A 20,434-nucleotide genomic window follows, 5' to 3' on the forward strand; every position below is an offset into this window, starting at 1 on the left:
TTTCGCCGGTTATACTCGGCGGTATCTCTGGTTTTTCCCGTGGTTATAAATACCCTGCTTTGACAAGGAATGGTTATGCCTGCCTCTGGTTCATCTGCGAATAATGTATTTCGCGCAATATTTGGTTCGGTTAACTGGGCGGCACCTGGCTGGCTGATACGGTTACAGCATACAGCCAAAACCCGGCCCGGCCGGTTCTGGGGGGCGGTGGTTATGTTGCTGCTGTTACTGGCAGCAATAGTCGCCGGCTACTGTTATTACCAGCAATTGCCCAAGCCATTGCAGGTAAAGGCAGAGGTTGTTAGTCCGGAACTGGGCCATTATCAGGACGATGTCGAGCAACCGACACCATTAGTCCTGAAATTCAGTTATGACTTTGGCGATCATGCTCAACCTCAACCTCAACCTCAACCTCAACCACGCCTTGCTGTCGGCGATACATCGATGCCAGCGCCAATGCTATCCGCCGCCCGGCTCGACTTAATTGGTGAAGTGCTAAGCGAGGGCGCAGCCATCAGCCCGGCCATTGCCGGTAAATGGTTATGGCAGGATGACAATACCCTGACTTTTACCCCTGAGCAGGCCTGGCCGGCCGGCCAGAAGTACAGGGTTAAACTGGAAAAGCGACTTTTTAACCCGGAAATTAAGCTGGCACAGCAGCAGTACCGCTTTACCACGGTGCCGTTGACCGTTGAAATTAACCGGCTGCGGTTTTATCAGAACCCTACCGAGCCGACCAGTCGGCAAATTGTCGCTACCCTTAATTTCAGCCATCCGGTAGAGCTGGAAAGTGCCCGCCAACAGCTGAGTATGCTGATGCGCCCGGACCCCAATAAACAAGATCATACAAAAAAAGTCAGCAAGCCACAGGCTTTACCCTTTACGTTCACAGTAGATAACAGCGGCCGTGAGGTGTATGTGCAATCTGAAGCCATTACCTTGCCAGCCCAGGAGCAATATTTAACGCTGCAGCTAAAAGCTGGGGTAAAGGCTGTGCAGGGTGACGCTAAAACGGATGATGTAGTTGAAGCGCAGCTGTTAGTGCCAGATAGTGGCAGTTTTTTAAAAGTCAGTGAACTGCGCACCGATATTGTCAGAAGCGCTGAGCAACAGCTTGAGCAACAACCAGAGCAAATGCTGCTGTTAAGTTTTACCGACCGGCTAAATCGCAGTGAACTGCAAAATAAATTAAAATTGTATGTCTTGCCGAAAAACCCGCGGCGTAAGTCAAATTACTGGGCACCGGGCGAGGTAAACAGCACAGTACTGCAACAAGCCAGCCCGGTAAGTTTTGAGTTAATGCCTGGCGCGCTGCCGCATGATAATGCGTTTAGCATTAAGCTGGATTTACCGCCAGGTCAGCATCTGTTTGTCAGTGTGCCCGCTGGCTTGCAGTCGGTTAGTGACTTTACCCTGGCCAATGAATACCGGGCCGTGGTTCAGGTGCCGGCGTATCCGAAAGAAGCGCGGATAGTCGGCGAAGGTGCCATGCTAACCCTCAGTGGTGAGCAGAAGCTGCAGTTGCTTAGCCGCGGTGTGAAAGGCGTCCGGGTGAAATTACATAAATTGCTGCCAGAGCAACTGAACCATTTAATTACCCAGACCGCTGGCGACATCAGCCAGCCTTCTTTTCATAACTACAATTTTAATCAGAGTAATATCACCAGTTTACAGCAGCACACTTACACCGTAAGTAATGCATCGCCAGCGCAAGCCAGTTATCAGGCGCTGGCGTTAACGCCTTACCTGCAGCAAGCGGGCATGGGCCTGTTTTTTATCGAACTGAGCGAATTTGATCCGGCCCGGCCTGATGTGGAAGGCCAGCAGCTGGATAAACGGCTGGTGCTGGTGACCGATTTAGGCCTGCTGGTAAAACATAATAGTGACAGCAGCCAGCAGCTGTTTGTGTTGTCTCTGGCCGATGGTAAGCCGGTAGCCGGGGCTGAGGTGGCGCTGCTTGGTCGCAATGGTTTGGCGCTGTTCGAAGCAACAACCGATGCCCGTGGCACAGTCAGCTTTGCCAAAACCAACGAATTTAACCGCGAGCGCCAACCAACGGTGTATCGGGTAAACCGCAGCCGCAATGGTGTGGTTGATACCAGCTTTATTCCGTTTGATCGCTACACCCGTCAGCTTGATTACTCCAAGTTTAATACCAGTGGTCAGTATCAGAGCCCGGATGATGCCAAAAGTTTAAGTGCATATATGTTCAGTGATCGCGGCATCTACCGGCCGGGCGAGCAGGTAAAGCTGGCTGCCATTGTCCGCCATGGCGATTTAAGTGCCGCTGATGGTGGCTTGCCATTGAAAGTGCAGGTACAGGGACCGCGTGGCAATACGTTCTGGCAGCAAAACTTCAGCTTGAGTGGCCGTGGAATGCACAGTTTTGAGCTGGATACTCAGCCCCACAGCGATACCGGTAACTATCATGCCAGTGTCAGTTTACTCGACAGCAAGGGTAATACTCAGCGTCATCTGGGCTCGGTCAGTTTCACCGTGGAAGAATTTCAGCCTGATAGCATGAAGATCAGCAGCGGGTTCGTGCAGGGTGATGCTGCGGTTAATGCAAAGGGCTGGCTCCACCCGGCAGATTTAAGCGTGCAGGTGCAACTGGATAATTTATTTGGTACGCCGGCCCAGCAACGGCGGGTAGCGGCCAGGCTGGAATTAATCCCACGCAGTTTCAGTTTCAGTGAATACCCGGATTATCAGGTTCTCAGCCCGCAGCAAGACAATGTTAAAGCAGAGCGGGTGCAGCAAAGCCTGGAGGAGCAACAAACTGATGCCGATGGTAAAGCCGTGTTTGCGTTGGGGCTGGAGCAATATGCCGGCGGCACCTATCAGCTTGTGGTGACCACTGAGGGTTTTGAAGCCGGTGGCGGGCGCAGCGTGCAGCAACGACTAAGCAGTTTGTTATCACCTTTACCGCAGCTGGTGGCGGTTAAGGCCGATGGTGCACTAACCTATCTTAAAAAGCAGCAACAGCGCACTGTTAATTTTATTGCGATTGATAATAGCCTTAGCCAAATCGGCCTGGACGATCTGACTCTGCAGCTGATTGAAAAACGCCCGGTAACCAGCCTGGTAAAACAGAACGATGGTACCTATCAGTACCAGAGCATTGTCCAGGATATAACGCTTAGCCAAACGCCATTTACGATTGCTGAGCAGGGTACCGATTACCGTTTGCCGACAGAGACCCCGGGCGATTTTGAGCTACAACTTGCTGACAGTAATGGCAATGTGCTGGGCAGTCTGGCCTTTAGCGTGGTTGGCGCCGGTAATATCAGTGCCATGCTGGAAAAAAATGCGGCGTTAACGGTTAAGCTGGATAAAAGCGATTACAAAGCCGGCGAGTGGATTGAGCTTAATATTACTGCACCGTATACCGGTAGCGGCTTAATCAGTATTGAAAGCGATAAAGTGCATGCTTTCAGCTGGTTTACCGCCGACACAACCAGCAGTATGCAGCGTATTCGGCTGCCAGAAGGACTGGAAGGCAATGCTTATATTAACGTCAGCTTTGTCCGAGCCGCTGATTCTGATGCCTTGTTTGTCAGCCCGTTAAGTTATGCAGTGGTACCCTTTAATATTGACCGCAGTCGTCGTCAGCTTGAAATCAGCCTGGAGGCGCCGGCCGAAGTCAGGCCGGGCAAACCTTTTAATGTCAGTTATCAGGCTAATCAGCCAGCCGATATGCTGATTTACGGCGTGGACGAAGGCATCTTACAGGTGGCAGATTATCAGCTGCCCGATCCGTTAAGCCACTTCTTACAAAAACGGGCGCTGCAGGTACGCAGTTTGCAAATGCTCGATCTTATTTTACCGGAATTCAGCTTGCTGCAACGTCAGTTGGCCGGGGTAGGCGGCGATGACCGGGAACGGATGGCCATGGCAGCTGACATGATGCTGCAGAAAAACCTGAATCCGTTTGCCCGCAGGGCTGAGCAGCCAGGGGTATTCTGGTTAGGCCTGGTAAAAGCCGGGCCACAAATGCAGCAACAGCAGGTACAGGTTCCAGCCAGTTTCAGCGGTAATTTAAAACTGATGGCAGTGGCGGTAAGTGATACCGCACTGGGGGCGCAAAGTGCCGATATCCGGGTGCGCGGGCCCTTTGTGCTAACACCGGAGGTATTACAAAGTGCCGCACCGGGTGATGAGTTTGAGGTAAGCGTTTCGGTCGCCAATGGTGTGAAGGGCTCAGGTGATAATGCTGATATCAGCGTCAGCCTGACCTTGCCTGACGGCTTAACTACTGCAGGCCCGCTGCAACAAACGCTGCAAATCAGCGAAGGCAGCGAGCAGAGTGCTCGTTTTCGTTTAAAAGCCGGGGCGGCGCCGGGGGCCTTTGACATAAGCTTCAGCGCCCGTTACCAGCAAGCGGATTTGCTGGAGGAGTCAAGCCGGGAGGTCAGTTTAAGTATCCGGCCGGCCAGCCATTATCAGACGACGCTTAATGCCGGCTATACCGACAAAACGCCGCTGACCTTAAGCACCCGTTACCCGCTGCATGGTGAATTTGCCACACTTAATGTGGCGGCCTCAGCTAACCCATTGGTGCTGGCTGAAAGCTTTACCGATTATCTGGCAAACTACCCGCATGGTTGCACCGAGCAGGTGGTGTCGCAGGTATTCCCGTGGCTGGGGTTGGTGCAACAACCGGGCTATCAGGCACGCCTGCCACTGGTGCAACAGCAGTTTGCACAGTTAATTCAGAAGCTGGCTGAGCGCCAGCAAAGCGATGGCGGTTTCAGCTTCTGGCCGGGCGGTTACCACAGTGCCGATTTCCCCAGTATTTATGTCATGCACTTTTTAATGGCCGCCCGCGAGCAGGGGCTGGCGGTGCCTGATTATCTGTACCAGCAGGGGCTGGATTATTTACGGGACGTGGCGCGGCAAAGCGGTGGCAATTTGTATCAGGCGAGGCTGCGTGCCAACGCCATCTACCTGTTAACCCGCAGCGGTGAGGTAACCACCAACTATCTGGTTGAACTGCATGAGCGGCTGCAGCAGCAACATCAGCAAGCCTGGCAAACCGATATTGCCGCAATTTATATGGCGGCCAGTTATCAGCTGATGCAGCAGCCTGAAGTGGCACGGGGTCTGATTGGCGACTACCGGCTGGGGGAGAGTTCGACCATGCAGCAGGCTTATTTACAGCGCCAGAGTTCGCAGCGCGTTGCCAACCCGCTACCGCCTTTTGCCAACCCGGCTTTTCAGCCGCAGCTAAGCCTGGATGCGCAGTATGTCTATTTGTTAGCACGGCATTTTAGTGAGCAGGCCAAAGCACTGGACGGCGAACAGCTTGTTAAACTGCTGCAACCGGTATTTGACCAGCAATACAATACCATTGGTACCGCTTATGCGGTGCTGGCGTTGTCGGCTTATGCGCAGCTGGATACGGTAGCTGCGGCAGCAGTGCCACAGATTTTTCAGGTGAATGTTGGCGGTGAGCGCACTGAGTTAACCGCTGCCGATAACCGCAGTAGTTTGCCGCGGTTTACCTTTGGCAGTGATGCCGAACAGCTCCTGATAACCCGTGACGAGGATACTAAGACGCCGCTGTTTTATGCGCTGAGTGAAAGCGGCTTTGCCAAAACACCACCCGCTAAGCCTCAGGCCGAACAGTTGGAAGTGGTGCGCGATTATTTAAATAGCGAAGGTGAAGTAGTTAGCCAGGCGCGGCAGGGTGATGAGCTGACGGTAAGGTTACGGCTGCGCAGCACCAACAATAGCTGGCACAATAATGTAGCCGTTGTCGATCTACTGCCAGCCGGCTTTAGTTTGGTGCGTAGCTCAGTAGCCCGGCAACAAGGGCCCTGGCGGGCTGATTATGTCGATATCCGCGAAGACCGCCTGATCTACTATGCTGGTTTCGGCCCTCAGATGACCGAGTTGCGTTATCAGGTTAAAGTTACCGCAGCCGGCGACTTTACTGTGCCGGCGGTCACTGCAGAGTCGATGTATGACAGCCAGGTTTATGCTAATACTGCAGCCAGCCGGTTTGTGGTTGAGCCGGCGCGGTAGGGACCGTTCCTGATGAGCGCAGATAGGGGTAGCTCAGGCAGACGCAGCAAGCTGTTAAGGCTGCTGCGCAGGTTGCTGTTCACCGTACTGGCGCTACTCTTGCTGCCGGCGTTGCTGCTGGGGTTGTCCGGCAGGCCCGATTTATACGCCGGTTATCAGCAGGGCAGTGCTTATTTTGCGGCAAACGGTGAGTTGCTGAGTTTACAGCTGGCGGCCGATCAGCGCTATCGGCTAAAGCTGCCGTTGCAGGATATTGCGCCGGCGTTGCAACAGGCCACACTGTTGTATGAAGATCGCGATTTTTATCAGCATTTTGGCGTAGATGTAAGCGCAATAGCCCGAGCCTTCTGGCAAAGTGTGGTACGCCAGGGGCGGCGCCAGGGGGCCTCGACCATCAGTATGCAGCTGGCCCGGCTGCGATTTAACCTGAATACCAGCCACCTTCCTGGCAAATTACGCCAGGTCGCTTACGCGCTTTATCTGGAGCGACACTTCAGTAAAGACGAGTTGCTGGAAGCCTATTTTAACTATGCGCCCTACGGCGGTAATATTGAAGGCATAGCCGCTGCCAGCCTGATTTACTTTGGCAAAGAAGCCGTAGAGCTGACACTGCCAGAAGCGCTGGCGCTGAGTGTTATTCCGCAAAACCCTAATCAGCGCAGCCCGCTCAGTGAAAAAGGCCAGCAGCAACTGGAACTGGCCCGCCAGCGGCTAACGGCTATCTGGCAACAACAACCTGCACAGGCAAAGCGGGATGCGGGGTGGCAACTGCCACTGAATTTACCTTTGCAGTACCTTAGCCGGGCAGACATACCCAATTATGCACCGCATTTTATTCATCAGTTGCGTCAGCAAGGACGGCAACAGGGACGTTTTTATACCAGCTTACAGTTGTCGCTACAGCAACGGTTTGAGCAGCAGCTTAGCCACTACTTAAAGCGCCAGCAGGCGCAAGGCATTAACAATGCCAGTGCTTTACTGATCAAGCGCAGTACGTTGCAGGTGCAGGCCTGGTTAGGCTCGGCAGACTTTAATAATGACGCTATAGCCGGTCAGGTGGATGGTGTGACGGCACAGCGCTCACCAGGTTCCGCCCTGAAACCCTTTGTTTACGCATTGGCATTGCAGCAGGGGCTTATTCATCCGCAAAGTGTGTTAACCGACTTGCCACGCCGTTATGGCAGCTTTAACCCGGAAAACTTTGACCGGCAATTTAGCGGGCCGATATCTGCGACCACTGCTTTAATTAACAGCCGCAACTTACCAGCAGTGCAGCTGCAGGCTCAGCTGCAGCAACCTGACTTTTACCAGTGGCTGGCTGGCGCCGGCGTGCCTTTGAACCAACCTGCCAGCCACTATGGCCTGGCGTTGGTACTCGGCGGCATGGAGATAAGTATGACGCAACTGGTACAGCTTTATGCCATGCTGGGTAACGGCGGCAGCTGGCAGCCGCTGGCCTGGCAACAACAACAGACAGAGCAGGCGTCAAACAGCCGCCAGATGTTGAGTCCGGAGGCTGCATTCCTGACCCTGGATATGTTGCGCCAGCATCCCCGGCTGCAGGGTGGATTGCTTAGCGAGCTGACCGCAGAAAAACCGGTTGCCTGGAAAACCGGCACCTCTTATGCGTTTCGCGACGCCTGGGCTATTAGCTTAAGCGGTGACTACGTGCTGGCGGTATGGCTGGGTAATTTTGATGGCAGTAGTAATCCCAACTTAGTCGGCCGCACGGCTGCCGGGCCGTTACTATTTGAGTTACTGGCTTTGTTGCCGCAGAACTCAGTGGATAATCAGCAACTATTCAGCCCCGCGGTTGGTTTAAATCTGAAAAAAGTACCACTGTGCAGTCGTAGTGGTGACTTACCTAATAAATATTGCCCGCAGACTGTGCCCGGCTGGTTTATCCCGGGGGTGTCTCCTATTAAAGTTTCAGAGCTGCATCGCGCCGTGCCGATTGATCTTGCCAGTGGTCTGCGGGCCTGTCTGCATCAGCCTGGCGTAACAGAACTTAAGGTGTTTGAGTTCTGGCCATCTGAAGTGAGTAACGCAATGCAGCAGGCAGGTATTGTGCTGGCTAGCCCGCCGCGTTATCAGCAGCTTTGCCCGGATAATCTGCTATTAACACGCCAGCCACCGCAAATCCGCTCACCGCAGCCACAGTTGACCTATCTGGTAGAGCAACAAATTAATGCTGATGCAGAAAAAGGTCTGGACCAGCAGAATATTGCCCTGCAGGCTAGTTTTGACGGCGCGGTAACCCAGGCCCATTGGTTTGCCAACAATCGTTATCTGGGGGCGGTAATGCCAGGCGAGACCTTGTTCTGGCAAGGCCAGCCCGGCCGGGTAACGTTAACCGTGGTGGACGATTTAGGTGGCGCAGCGAGTGTTAATATCCGGATAAGCGAAATCCCGGTTTTAACCGCGATTACGCAGCAGGTAAGTGGCGAATAAATCCTGCTCAGCCAGCCAGGTTCGCTCAACCTGCCAGCCGGCAGACAATGCCAGCTGACTAAATTCGTCCGGGGTATATTTATACGAATTTTCAGTATGAATACTTTCGCCCGTTGCAAAAGCCACGGAACTACCATACACATCAACTACTTGCTGCTCAGTACTGATCAGATGCATTTCTACCCGGCCCTGGCCGGCATTATAAAACGCATAATGCTCGAATTTTTCCGGGCTGAAATTTGCACCTAACTCACGATTGATCCGGGTTAAAATGTTGCGGTTAAATTTCGCTGTAATGCCATCGGCATCGTTATAGGCCTGGTGCAGATAATGCGGTGATTTTTTGGTGTCCACTCCGATCAGCAGGTAACTGTCCGGCCCTAGTGTACAGCGGGCATTACGTAAAAAACTGGCCGCCTGTGGCGGACAAAAGTTGCCTATGGTAGACCCCGGGAAAAAGCCAATCTTTTGTTGATGACTCAGTGCTGGCAGGTCAACCGGGAAGCAAAAATCACCGATGACGGGTATGACTGATAAATCTGGAAAATCAGATAATAACAGCTGACAGGCCATTTCCAGATGGATACCGCTGATATCAATAGGGATAAACTGGCGGATACTGCTGATATCCCTGAGCAGTGGCTTAATTTTTACCAGTGAGCCGGCGCCAAATTCCACTATGGTGCAGTCTTTAGTGAAGATGCCCGCTAACTCTTTGGCCACCCTGGGCAGTAGGTTTAGTTCTGTCTGGTACGGATAATACTCAGGTAACTGGCAAATCTGGTCAAAATAATCTGAGCCTTGCTGATCATAAAAGTATTTAGCGTGCAGCTGTTTCTGCGGCAAGGCCAGGCCATGTAATACATCGTCGGCAAAGTTGCGATCCACTGCCGGGGTAAGAGGGGTGATGTTGAAGTCTGTTGATTGCAACAGCATCTGAGCTGATGGCATTATTGATCCTCTGCTAATCTGAGTCCGCTAAACTGCCAGCGTTGATGGGGGTAAAAAAAGTTGCGGTAACTGCTACGGAGTTGTTGTTGCGCCGTAGCACAGGAGCCGCCACGCAACACAAACTGGTTGGCCATAAATTTACCATTGTATTCAGCCAGCTCGCCCTGCGCGGGTGTAAAACCCGGGTAAGGTGCATAAGGGCTTTGGGTCCACTCCCAGACATCACCAAACAGCTTCTGCAAGCCCGGTTGGTTGTGACATGAGGTTGGCTGCCAGATATGTTGCTCAAGCAAATTAGCATCTGCCATAGCGGCTGGCTGCGCTGCGGCTATCACTTCCCATTCCTGCTCGCGGGGCAGGCGTTTGCCAGCCCAGCGGGCATAAGCATCCGCTTCGTAGTAGCTGATATGGCAAACCGGCGCAGCCGGATTAACAGGCTGCTCGCCCTGCAGAGTGAAGCTAAGCCATTGTTGTTGCTGTTGCCGCCAGTACAGGGGGGCCTGCCAATTTTGCTGCTGGCAACAATGCCAGCCATCAGATAGCCACAATAAGGGGTTTTGATAACCGCCATCGTCAATAAATTGTTGCCATTCGCCATTAGTTACCGGCCGGCTGGCCAGTTTAAAAGGTTGCAGATAAAAGCTGTGCCGGGGTTTTTCGTTATCATAACTAAAACCTGTTGCGGGAGCGCCTATTTGCAGCAGACCGCCGTCGTGGCTTAGCATCTGTGGGGCGGATGGTTGGGTGTTGCCAGGTTTAGCTATTTGCTGCTGCATGGCCGGCGCCAACGGGTTAGCCGATAACAAATGCAATAAATCGGTAAGCATCAGTTCCTGATGCTGCATCTCATGCTGCAAACCAATTGTCAGTAACTCTGCTACTTGGGGGAGCTGGCGCTGCAGTAATGCAACCATATGCTGCTCAATATGCTGCCGGTAAGCCAGGATATCCTGCAGCGGCGGCCGGGTTAACAAACCGCGGGCAGGGCGGGCATGGCGCGGACCAATGGCATCATAGTAAGAGTTAAACAGATAGGGATAATCGTCATTGTATAAGGAATAGTTTTCGCAAAAAGGTTGCAGCATAAAATGTTCGAAAAACCAGCTGGTATGGGCCAGATGCCATTTCAGCGGGCTGGCATCAGGCATCGATTGCACCACCATATCTTCAGCTGATAAGCCTTCGGTCAGGGCTAACGTCTGGCGGCGCACCTGCTGAAAGCGATTGATAGCATCCTGTGCGCTACTGCTGCTGTTAAAGTCCATTTTACTCCTCTTAACTAACGGCCATTTATCAGTTTAGCAGGCATATTGTGTTAATGCAGGGTTGCAATTCGTTTTGGCATTATTTGGCAGGTTTATTTCAAAATGATGAACAGGTAGAATAATCGACAGGCATCCTCTGTCGACCAGCAAAGTGCGTCGACCAGTAAAGTGAATAATACATGCATTGCCATCATTTTCAGGCTAAACGCTGTCAATCCTGCCAGTGGCTGGCAAAACCCTACCCACAGCAACTGGCTGAAAAACAGCAGCAGCTGGCGGCGTTATTAGCTGATTTCCAGCCTGAGAACATGCTCGCACCGGTGGCAAGTGTTGAACAAGGCTTTCGTTATAAAGCAAAAATGGTGGTGCTCGGCACCGTTGATGAGCCAAGCCTGGGCATAGTTAATGTGCAGGGCGACCAGGTAGATTTAGCCGATTGCCCGTTATATCCAGCCAGCTTTGCGCCGGTATTTGCGCTGTGCAAGGCTTTTATCCGCCGCGCAAACCTCACCCCTTATGATATTAGCCGCCGCCGCGGTGAGCTGAAGTATATTTTGCTTAGCCAAAGCCTGCACAGTGGCCGTTTTATGTTGCGTTTTGTGCTGCGATCAAAAAATTGCCTGGCCTCTGTAACCAAACATTTAGCCTGGCTAGAGCAGCAATGGCTCGAACTTGAACTCTGCTCAGTCAATATACAGCCGGCAGCGGCTGCGATTCTGGAAGGTCCGGAAGAAATTGTGCTAACAGAGCAAACTGTGCTGGCCGAGCAACTGAATCAGGTGCCACTGTACCTGCAGCCGCAAAGTTTTTTTCAAACCCAACCGGTAATGGCAGCCAGTTTGTATCAGACTGCCGCCAACTGGGCGGCTGAGCTACAGCAGCAGGGCCTGTTCGGCCAAATATGGGATCTGTTTTGCGGGGTCGGTGGCTTTGGTTTGCATCTGGTTAAACCCGGTCAAACATTAGTGGGAATTGAAATTGCCCCGGCGGCGATAGCCAGTGCCCAGCGTTCAGCTGCTGAGCTGGGCCTGACAGATGTCAGCTTTCAGGCACTGGACGCCAGTGCTTTTGCCAATGCCGCTGCCAGAGCGCCTGACTTGCTGGTTGTTAATCCACCAAGGCGTGGCTTAGGTGTAACTTTATGTGATGATATCGAACGGTTGGCGCCAACCTGGCTGCTGTATTCCAGTTGTAATGCAATAAGCCTGGCAGCAGATTTAGCCAGGCTTAAACATTACAAATTACTGAACGTACAGCTGTTTGATATGTTTGCCCACAGTAGCCATTATGAAGTGCTGACATTACTCCAAAAAACAGCTTAACGCTTACCTTCCAGAATGCGGACGATTTCCCTGCTGTGTTCAAATAGTTCAATGACCGTGCCTTCGATCTGCACGGTAATAATGCCATCAGCATTAGGTTTTTTCAGTACTGTGCTACGACGATAGTAATCGTCAGTCAAAAACTGCCCGGCGGAAAGTTTTTTCTGCCAACCCGGAGGCAGTGGTTTGCCACTCTCTACTTTTTTAGCAAGACCTGGCGGCAATGATTTATCGTGCTCTGGTTTAGCCATAACAGGCTGGCTTAACACTAATGCCAAACTGCAAACAACATAAATAGTACATTTCATGGTGACACTCCTAAAAGGCTGTGGGTAGGTTTTAGCCCCCCTGAGCTTAATGCCAGCTTAATTCTCTGACATATCATATTTGCATCCGCGATCTCTTTAGTTATACTGTATTAATATACAGTATTTCGATGGTGGTTTATGTCAGCGTTATTAGATCAGCTTGCCCGGCGCCAGTTGGTATGGCATGGCGATAGTCAACAGCTGGCTTATCAGGCGGTGAGTTCCGGTTACCCGGAGCTGGATCAACAGTTAGCGGGTGGCTTGCCGCTAACGGGTCTGATTGATATGCAAAGCGAGGCCGGCATTGGTGAGTTGCGTCTGTTATTACCCTATTTATTGCAACAACAGCAGCAGTCGCAGCGTTTACTGGTGTTTATTGCGCCGCCGGCAGAGCTTAGCGCTGATATGCTGGCAGGGGCCGGGCTTGATCTGAGCCAACTGTTAATTGTAACCCCGGCACCTGAACGTAGCGCCTCAAAACCGGCTGGCTATAATACCAAAGCTACCCAACGTAGGGCCGCCAAAAAATTAACGCCAAAGCAAGAGGCGTTATGGGCCGCGGAGCAATGCCTGCAAAGTGGCTGTTGTGCTTGTGTGTTGCTGTGGCCTGCTGCCATTAGTTTAGCCCAGGCCCGGCGTCTGCAACTGGCAGCAGAGCAGGGCGCAGCCAGTATGGTGTTGTTCAGAAACCTTAGCCAAACGTTAAGTTTACCGGTTAATTTAAGCCTCAGTTTACAAGCTGATCGGCATGGGCTGCAGATCACCGTGCTGAAACGCAAAGGCAGCTGGCCGGCTGCTCCGTTTTTAGTTGATATGCAACGCCGCTGGCCGGCACTGTGTTTAGCCGATGCGGCTGCCGAGCCAATGCGCCAGGCAGGTTAAGATGGCCCTGTTTTTATACTTACATTTTCCGGCGCTGCAGTTGGATCATCTGCAGCAGTCTGCTGAAAACAGCCCGCAGTTACCGATTGCCCTGGTGGATCAGCAGCATCAGCTCATGCAGTTAAATCAGCTTGCGCTTAATGCTGGCCTGAAACTACAAATGGGCCTGGCCAGTGCCGCGGCGCTGTGTCCGGATTTGCAGCTGCTGCCTTACCGGCCCGCCCAGCAACTTAAGGTTCTGAACAACGTCGCGCAGCAGTTGTACCAGCTAAGCAGTGATATTGCGCTCGACCCGCCGGCTGGGTTGTTTTTGCGCCTGGATGGGATGCTGCAGCTTTATCGCGGTCTTCGTCCATACTGGCAGCAGTTAAGTGCGAAACTAAATAAGCTTAACTATCGATACCTGTATAGCTGTGGTGCCACCCCTTATGCGGCCAAATGCCTGGCAAAGCAGCAGGCGGCGTTAATCAGCAGCGATACTAAGCAGTTAAGCGCCGCGTTACATGCCAGTCCGCTACATGCAACAGAGCTGGCTGAGCCATTGCAACAGCAAATGGCCAGGCTAGGTATTGATACTCTGGGCCAGTTGCTGGCCATAGCGCCGGGCGAGCTGGCGCGGCGCTTTGACAGCCAGCTGCTAAGTTACCTGGGCCGGCTACGTGGTGACTATTATCATGCCCTGGACTATCTGCAGCCAGAACCCGGCTTTAGCCGTTACCTTGAACTATTGTATGACATCAGTGACAGCACAGTACTGGTAAGGCCGTTAGAGAAATTGTTACAGCAACTGGAGCAGCAGCTGGGCCGCGCTAACTGTCAGTGCCATCAGTTGTTGCTTACCCTGTTTTTTCGCGATAACCCGCCATTGCAGTTGTGTATTGGCTCGGCTCAGGGCGAGTATAAAGCCGCTGCCTGGTTAGAGCTATGTCAGCTGCAACTGCAAAACCTGCCTTTGCCTGAACCGGTGTATGGTTTGCAACTGGATGTTAACCGTTTTGCCGGCCAGCAGCGGCCGACAGAGGGGCTGTTTCAACAGCAGCATGCCAGGATGTCGGCTTTACAGTTATTGTCGATATTACAGGCGCGCTTAGGCAGCGCCGCGGTAAGCGGCTTAACTATACAAAACCAGCATTTACCCGAGCAGGCCAGTCAGCGTAGTTTGCCACTGGTGAAAGGTGATTCAGCCAAAGGCCAGGCTGCACCCGCGGCGTTCGCACTGCGACCGGCATTTTTATTATCTAACCCGCAGCCGCTGACTGAGCCGGTCACTATCAGCCAGGGGCCGGAGCGTATATGCGCCGACGGCTGGCAGCTGGCAGCGCAGCGCGATTATTATATTGGCCGTAACCGGCAGGGCCAGTGGCTATGGTTGTATCGCAATGCCCGCCAGCAATGGTTTGTCCATGGCTGGTTTAGCTAAGGGTTGGGGAAATTGGCCATGGATTATGCTGAGCTATTTTGTCAAAGCCATTTTAGTTTTCTGCAGGGGGCGTCCAGTCCACAGGAACTGGTCACTCAGGCTGCAGCTTTGGGTTATCAGGCACTGGCTATTACAGATGAATGTTCGGTGGCCGGTGTCGTGCGGGCTTATCGCACTATTAACGAGCAGCAACTGGCGCTGAAATTAATTATCGGCAGTGTTTTTGTGCTGGATAAGCTGCAGCTGGTGCTACTTTGCCCAGACAAAACGGCCTACAGTGAATTGTGCCGGATAATTACCAATGCAAGGCGCCGCAGTAGCAAAGGCGAATATCAGTTAACCGAATGGGATTTAATGTCGGTTAAGCACTGTTTTATATTATGGCTGCCCAGTGGCGATCTGGAGAGTGATCATTACTGGGCGCAGTGGCTGCAAAAATATCATGCCGGGCGGCTATGGCTGGCGATGCGCCGGCAGTTAAGCCATAACGAACAGGCATTTACAGACTATTGTCAGCAGGTTGCCAGCCAATATCAGTTAACCCAGGTAAGCTGCGGTGCGGTATTAATGCACCGGCCAGAGCGGCTGGCTTTACAGCACTGTGTTAGTGCCATCAGAGCCGGCAAGCCGTTGCGGGAGCTGGGCCGTGAATTACTCAGCAATGCTGAGCGGGCACTGAGGCCCTTGCCCAAACTGGCGAAGTTATTTCCTCAAAGCTTACTGAACGAAAGCTGTGCCATAGCTGAGCGCTGCAGTTTTAACCTTAGTGAGCTGAAATATCAGTATCCGGCCGAGCTGGTACCAGCTGGGCAAACGGCCAGCAGTTATTTACGACAGTTAGTTATCCAGGGCAGTAAAATCCGTTTTAGCGACGGCGTGCCTGCCCGGGTGCAGGCATTAATTGAAAAAGAGCTGGCGCTGATAGCAGAGCTTAACTATGAGTATTTCTTTCTGACCATTTATGATCTGGTGCAGTTTGCTCAACGCCGCCATATTTTGTATCAGGGTCGCGGCTCAGCAGCTAATTCAGTAGTGTGTTACTGCTTGCAGATTACCGCTGTTGATCCGCGGCAAATTCAGGTGTTGTTCGAACGGTTTTTGTCAAAAGAGCGCCAGGAGCCGCCCGATATCGATGTAGATTTTGAGCATGAACGCCGGGAAGAAGTTATCCAGTATTTGTATCAGAAATACGGCCGGGAGCGGGCGGCGCTGGCGGCCACTGTGATTAGTTACCGGTTTAAAAGTGCTTTACGTGATGTCGGTAAAGCCCTGGGTTTACCGGTTAGCCAGCTGGACTTTCTGATTAAGAATATACAGCGCCGTGATGCGACCAGCAGCTGGCAGCAACAACTGGGGGCGCTGGGGCTGGACAGTAACAGCCAGACTACCCGGCAACTGGTGCAGTTAGTAGATGAACTGCGCGGTTTTCCACGCCATTTATCGCAGCATGTCGGTGGTTTTGTGATCTCCGAAGGGCCACTGTATGAGCTGGTGCCGGTTGAAAACGCCGCCATGAGCGACAGAACCGTGATCCAGTGGGATAAAGACGATTTAGAAACGCTGGAACTGCTGAAAGTCGATGTGCTGGCGCTGGGCATGTTAACGGCTATTCGTAAGTGTTTTGAGCTGGTTCAGCAGCATTATCAGCGCTCGCTGAGTATCGCGGGTATCAATGCCCTGGGTGATGATCCGGCGGTGTTTCAGCTGATCCAACAGGCCGATACTGTGGGACTGTTTCAGATTGAATCACGGGCGCAAATGAGTATGTTACCGCGTTTAAAACCCGCCTGTTATTACGATTTAGTGGTGCAAATTGCCATAGTGCGGCCGGGGCCTATTCAAGGCGATATGGTACACCCGTATTTAAAACGGCGGAATGGCATTGAGCCGGTAAGCTATCCGTCAGCGGAAGTGGAGCAGGTGCTAAGCCGCACTATGGGGGTGCCGATCTTTCAGGAGCAGGTGATTGCGCTGGCTATGGTGGCGGCGGGTTTTAGCGGTGGCGAGGCCGACCAGTTGCGCCGGGCGATGGCCAGCTGGAAAAAAACCGGTGAACTGCTGCAGTTTAAAGACAAGCTGATTAACGGCATGCAAAACCGGGGTTATCAGCTGGAATTTGCTGAACGCATATACCAGCAAATTTGTGGTTTTGGCGAGTACGGTTTTCCGGAGTCACACTCGGCCAGCTTTGCCGTACTGGCTTATGTATCGGCCTGGCTGAAGCATTATTATCCCCCAGCTTTTTATACGGCACTGCTCAATAGCCTGCCAATGGGCTTTTACAGTCCGTCGCAACTGTTACAGGATGCCAAAAGGCATCAGGTAACGGTATTGCCGGTATGTGTAAATGGCTCAGTCTGGGATTATGCTTTACAACCTAATCAGCAAGATTATGCTATCCGCCTGGGGTTCAGACAGGTGAAGGGGCTAAGCGCGGCTGGGGCTGAGCTGTTAATACAACACCGCCCGGCGGCTGGCTACAGTTCGCTTAGCCAGTTACGCCAGGCTGGGCTTAACTGCAGTGATTTGCAGGCGCTGGCCAGCGCCAATGCGTTAGTCTCAATCAGTGGCGACCGTTACAACAGCCGCTGGCAGTTGCTGGATAAGCAGCAGAGTTTACCGCTTTTCTGTGAGGGGCTAGCTGAAAAAAATAGTGATGAAGAAAATGATTTAGCCAGTGCTGCGGTGGCAGAGACGCCAGCGAAGTACCAGGGGGGGCTATTGCCAGCCCCTTCTGAGTTAGACGAGGTACTGGAAGACTATGCCGCCACCGGCCTAAGCTTACAGCAACACCCGCTGGCGCTGCTGCGCCGGGCCGGTAAATTGCCACGCAGTACTTCAGTGGCAGGCCTTAGTGCCGTCCGACATAAAAGCCCGGTGCGGATCAGCGGCCTGGTAACGTTGCGGCAAAGACCAGGCACTGCTGCGGGGGTGACCTTTTTATCCTTGGAAGATGAAACCGGCACCGCCAATGTGGTGGTATGGCTGGCTACCGCTCAGGCTCAGCATAAAGCGTTTTTAACCGCAAAAATACTGCAGGTAGATGGTATTTTAGAGCGCGAAGGTGAGGTAACCCATGTTATCGCCGGCCGCCTGACCGATTTAAGCAGCGAGTTAGCCGCTTTTGTCAGTAAGTCGCGGGATTTTCATTAGCAGTATTATTAACTCAGTTTGATAATCTGCTACAGTGCCTGCGTTTTCAAACGAGGGTTAAAGCCTTACCATGCTTTTCGGCTATTTTTCTTTATTTGCTACCGGCTTTATTGCTGCAACCTTACTGCCAGCATCGTCAGAGCTATTGTTGCTGGCATTGCAACAGCAAGGTTATGCTGTCTTTGGTTTATGGCTGGCAGCCACCAGTGGTAATACGCTGGGTTCTTGTGTTAACTGGTATCTGGGCAAACAGTTACTGCGTTATCAGCATAAACGCTGGTTTCCGGTTAGCCCGGCGCAGTTAGCCAAAGCTGAACTGCATTTTAACCGCTACGGCAGCTGGAGCTTGCTGCTGGCCTGGCTGCCCATAGTCGGTGATCCGCTAACCCTGGTAGCCGGTACCTTGCGGGTTCGCTTTGGGCTATTCTTACTACTGGTAACGCTGGGTAAAGGAGCCCGCTATGGATTGTTGTTATTTGTGGCTCTGCAGCTTTGGTAATTCGTTTTACTAATGGCTTTATAGGGCCAGATCCGTCATCATTAGCACACTTTTTTATTTGCAGGAAATCATTATGGAATACCAATTATCAACTGAAGAGCTTAGCCGGATTGTGGCTTTGGATGCCGAGCAGCGTTACGATTACTTTATTCAGGCGGTAGCTGATTTAGAAGAGATCTGGATTTTAACCGACGACGAAGGCTTTGTGCTGGTAAGCGCCGAAGAAGAGCGTTGTATTCCGGTATGGCCACATGCCGAACTGGCTGAGCAATGGATTGAAGGCGAATGGCAACATTGTACCGCCAAAGCGATTGACGTTAAAACCTGGCTGGATAAGTGGACCTCAGGCTTAATTGGTGACGATCTGGCAATTGCTGTATTGCCAGATGCTGATGGCCCGGGCGTGGTCGTGATGCCGGATGAACTGGCAGAAACCTTAATTGATGAAATGAGCGACGACGCCTGAACGCCGCGCTTTTTGCACTAATGTATGACTTAGGGCACTAATTCATTGCCGGTGGTACTACCGCCGGCAAATGCCATTAGGTTGTCACTGGTAATACTGCTTATTTGTTGCAAGGCTTCTTTGGTGAAAAACGCCTGATGACTGGTGATCAGCACATTAGGGAATGTCAGCAGCCGTTTAAATACGTCGTCATCGATGACCTGCTCTGATAAGTTTTCAAAGAAGATATCGGCTTCCTGCTCATACACATCCAGCCCCAGATAACCAATCTTGCGGCTTTTTAAACCTGCAATTACTGTTTTAGTATTTACCAGGCCGCCGCGACTGGTATTAATCAGCATCACGCCATCACGCATTTTCGCCAGCGAATCAGTGTTAATCAGGTGCTTGGTGGCCGGGTTCAACGGGCAGTGCAGGCTGATAATATCACTTTGGGCATACAGCTCATTCAGGCTGACATAGTGACCTTGCAATTCTGCTGCAGGCTCGACGTCGTAACACAGCAATTTACAGCCAAAACCCTGCAAAATTCGGGCGGTTGCCAGGCCAATCCGGCCGGTGCCAATTAAACCGACGGTTTTACCGTGCATATTAAAGCCCAGTAAGCCGTCAATGGCGAAGTTATCATCCCGCACCCGGTTAAAGGCTTTATGCAGCTTACGGTTTAATGTCAGCATCATTGCCACGGTGTGCTCTGCTACGGCCTCCGGCGAGTAAGCGGGTACCCGGGCAATTCGAATGCCCAGCGCTTTAGCGGTATCCAGGTCAACATTATTAAAACCCGCACAGCGCAGCGCCACCATTTCAATACCCATAACTGACATTTGCTGCAAAACTTCAGCTGATAAATCATCATTTACAAAAGCACAGATAGCGTGACAACCCTGAGCCAGTTTAACATTCAGCGCATTTAAGCGACTGTCAAAATAGCTGAATTGCAGGCTGGGATCGGCCCACTGCGCAAAGCCATCCTGATCATATTTTTTGGCACTGAACACGGCAACTTTCATTGGTAACCCCACACTTGCTTGCGACCCGTCATTTTCGGATAAGTGTAGATCAGCTGAAGTTGTCATAATTAGCGCCAGATCAAAGTTACAGCAGTTCTTCTATCGCCTGGGCGATGCTGCCGGGTTTAGTACGGGGAGCGTAGCGTTTCACTACTTCGCCCTGTTTGTTGATTAAAAACTTGGTAAAGTTCCATTTAATGGCCCGGGTTTTCAGTAAGCCGCGGGCGCTGTCTTTTAAATGTTCAAACAACGGCGAGGCTTTTAAGCCATTGACATTAATTTTGGCCATTACCGGAAAGCTTAACCCATAGTTTAGCTGACAAAACTGCTGAATGTCGTTATTGTCGCCGGGCTCCTGGCTACCGAACTGGTTGCAGGGAAACGCTAAAATCTCAAAATTGCGGTCTTTAAATTTTTGATATAACTCTTCTAACTGTTGATATTGCGGGGTAAAGCCACACTGGCTGGCGGTATTGACAATTAACACCACTTTACCGCGATATGACGCCAGATCCACTTCCTGGCCCTGGCCATTTTTGACTTTAAATTGATGAATATTGGTCATTCTGCTCCCCGATTTTGCTTTAAATTTAGTTGTACGCTGATTACGGCATTCAGCTTTCTTTTAAGTGACTAAGTTTGTAAGCTAACAGCCTATCATTTCACAGCTATAAGTCATT

At 51.9% G+C, this 20,434-nt stretch carries 13 protein-coding genes; 8 read left to right on the forward strand and 5 right to left on the reverse strand.

Annotated elements, in window-relative coordinates; translation table 11 throughout:
• Positions 1–75: 75 nt before the first annotated feature.
• Together KG631_RS17450 and pbpC are read left to right on the forward strand one after the other, a co-directional pair.
• On the forward strand, positions 76–6,027 hold the full coding sequence (locus tag KG631_RS17450; RefSeq protein ID WP_214000912.1) for an alpha-2-macroglobulin: 5,952 nt from the start codon (positions 76–78) through the stop codon (positions 6,025–6,027).
• A 12-nt stretch (positions 6,028–6,039) separates the two neighbouring features.
• Positions 6,040–8,478: a penicillin-binding protein 1C gene (gene pbpC / locus KG631_RS17455; RefSeq protein WP_214000913.1), complete on the forward strand. Its 2,439-nt coding sequence runs from the start codon at positions 6,040–6,042 to the stop codon at positions 8,476–8,478.
• Here pbpC and egtD read toward each other — a convergent pair.
• Positions 8,443–9,429 carry an L-histidine N(alpha)-methyltransferase gene (gene egtD, locus KG631_RS17460; protein WP_214000914.1) on the reverse strand — a complete coding sequence of 329 codons (987 nt, stop codon included), beginning with the start codon at positions 9,427–9,429 and terminating at the stop codon, positions 8,443–8,445. The genes pbpC and egtD overlap by 36 nt on opposite strands.
• Positions 9,429–10,694 carry an ergothioneine biosynthesis protein EgtB gene (gene egtB, locus KG631_RS17465; protein WP_214000915.1) on the reverse strand — a complete coding sequence of 422 codons (1,266 nt, stop codon included), beginning with the start codon at positions 10,692–10,694 and terminating at the stop codon, positions 9,429–9,431. Before egtB ends, egtD begins: the two co-directional genes overlap by 1 nt.
• Positions 10,695–10,873: 179 nt before the next feature.
• On the opposite strand from egtB, the gene rlmC reads away from it, so the two are divergent.
• Positions 10,874–12,016: a 23S rRNA (uracil(747)-C(5))-methyltransferase RlmC gene (gene rlmC, locus KG631_RS17470; RefSeq protein ID WP_214000916.1), complete on the forward strand. Its 1,143-nt coding sequence runs from the start codon at positions 10,874–10,876 to the stop codon at positions 12,014–12,016.
• On the opposite strand, the gene KG631_RS17475 is transcribed toward rlmC, so the two are convergent.
• Positions 12,013–12,324 (reverse strand): hypothetical protein, encoded by a 312-nt coding sequence (locus tag KG631_RS17475; RefSeq protein ID WP_214000917.1) that lies wholly within the window; start codon positions 12,322–12,324, stop codon positions 12,013–12,015. The two genes, rlmC and KG631_RS17475, sit on opposite strands and share 4 nt — an antisense overlap.
• Positions 12,325–12,462: 138 nt before the next feature.
• Here KG631_RS17475 and imuA point away from each other — a divergent pair, with 138 nt between their 5' ends.
• From imuA to KG631_RS17500, 5 genes are all read left to right on the forward strand, one after another.
• Entirely contained in the window at positions 12,463–13,206 is a 744-nt protein-coding gene (gene imuA, locus KG631_RS17480) for a translesion DNA synthesis-associated protein ImuA (protein ID WP_214000918.1), read from the forward strand.
• Between the two features lies 1 nt (position 13,207).
• Positions 13,208–14,626, forward strand: a complete 1,419-nt coding sequence (locus tag KG631_RS17485) for a DNA polymerase Y family protein (protein ID WP_214000919.1) — start codon at positions 13,208–13,210, stop codon at positions 14,624–14,626.
• An 18-nt stretch (positions 14,627–14,644) separates the two neighbouring features.
• Positions 14,645–17,779 (forward strand): error-prone DNA polymerase, encoded by a 3,135-nt coding sequence (locus KG631_RS17490; RefSeq protein ID WP_214000920.1) that lies wholly within the window; start codon positions 14,645–14,647, stop codon positions 17,777–17,779.
• Positions 17,780–17,849: 70 nt separating this feature from the next.
• Positions 17,850–18,278, forward strand: a complete 429-nt coding sequence (locus KG631_RS17495; protein ID WP_214000921.1) for a YqaA family protein — start codon at positions 17,850–17,852, stop codon at positions 18,276–18,278.
• 73 nt (positions 18,279–18,351) lie between these two features.
• Entirely contained in the window at positions 18,352–18,744 is a 393-nt protein-coding gene (locus KG631_RS17500) for a DUF2750 domain-containing protein (protein WP_214000922.1), read from the forward strand.
• Positions 18,745–18,773: 29 nt separating this feature from the next.
• Here KG631_RS17500 and KG631_RS17505 read toward each other — a convergent pair whose 3' ends face one another.
• The gene (locus tag KG631_RS17505) at positions 18,774–19,754 is read right to left on the reverse strand and encodes a 2-hydroxyacid dehydrogenase (protein ID WP_214001031.1); all 981 of its coding nucleotides are present in this window, start codon (positions 19,752–19,754) and stop codon (positions 18,774–18,776) included.
• An 85-nt stretch (positions 19,755–19,839) separates the two neighbouring features.
• Positions 19,840–20,319 carry a glutathione peroxidase gene (locus KG631_RS17510; protein ID WP_214000923.1) on the reverse strand — a complete coding sequence of 160 codons (480 nt, stop codon included), beginning with the start codon at positions 20,317–20,319 and terminating at the stop codon, positions 19,840–19,842.
• Positions 20,320–20,434: the final 115 nt, after the last annotated feature.

Source organism: Arsukibacterium sp., assembly GCF_018402695.1.
In the GTDB taxonomy this organism is placed as follows: Bacteria; Pseudomonadota; Gammaproteobacteria; order Enterobacterales; family Alteromonadaceae; genus Alishewanella.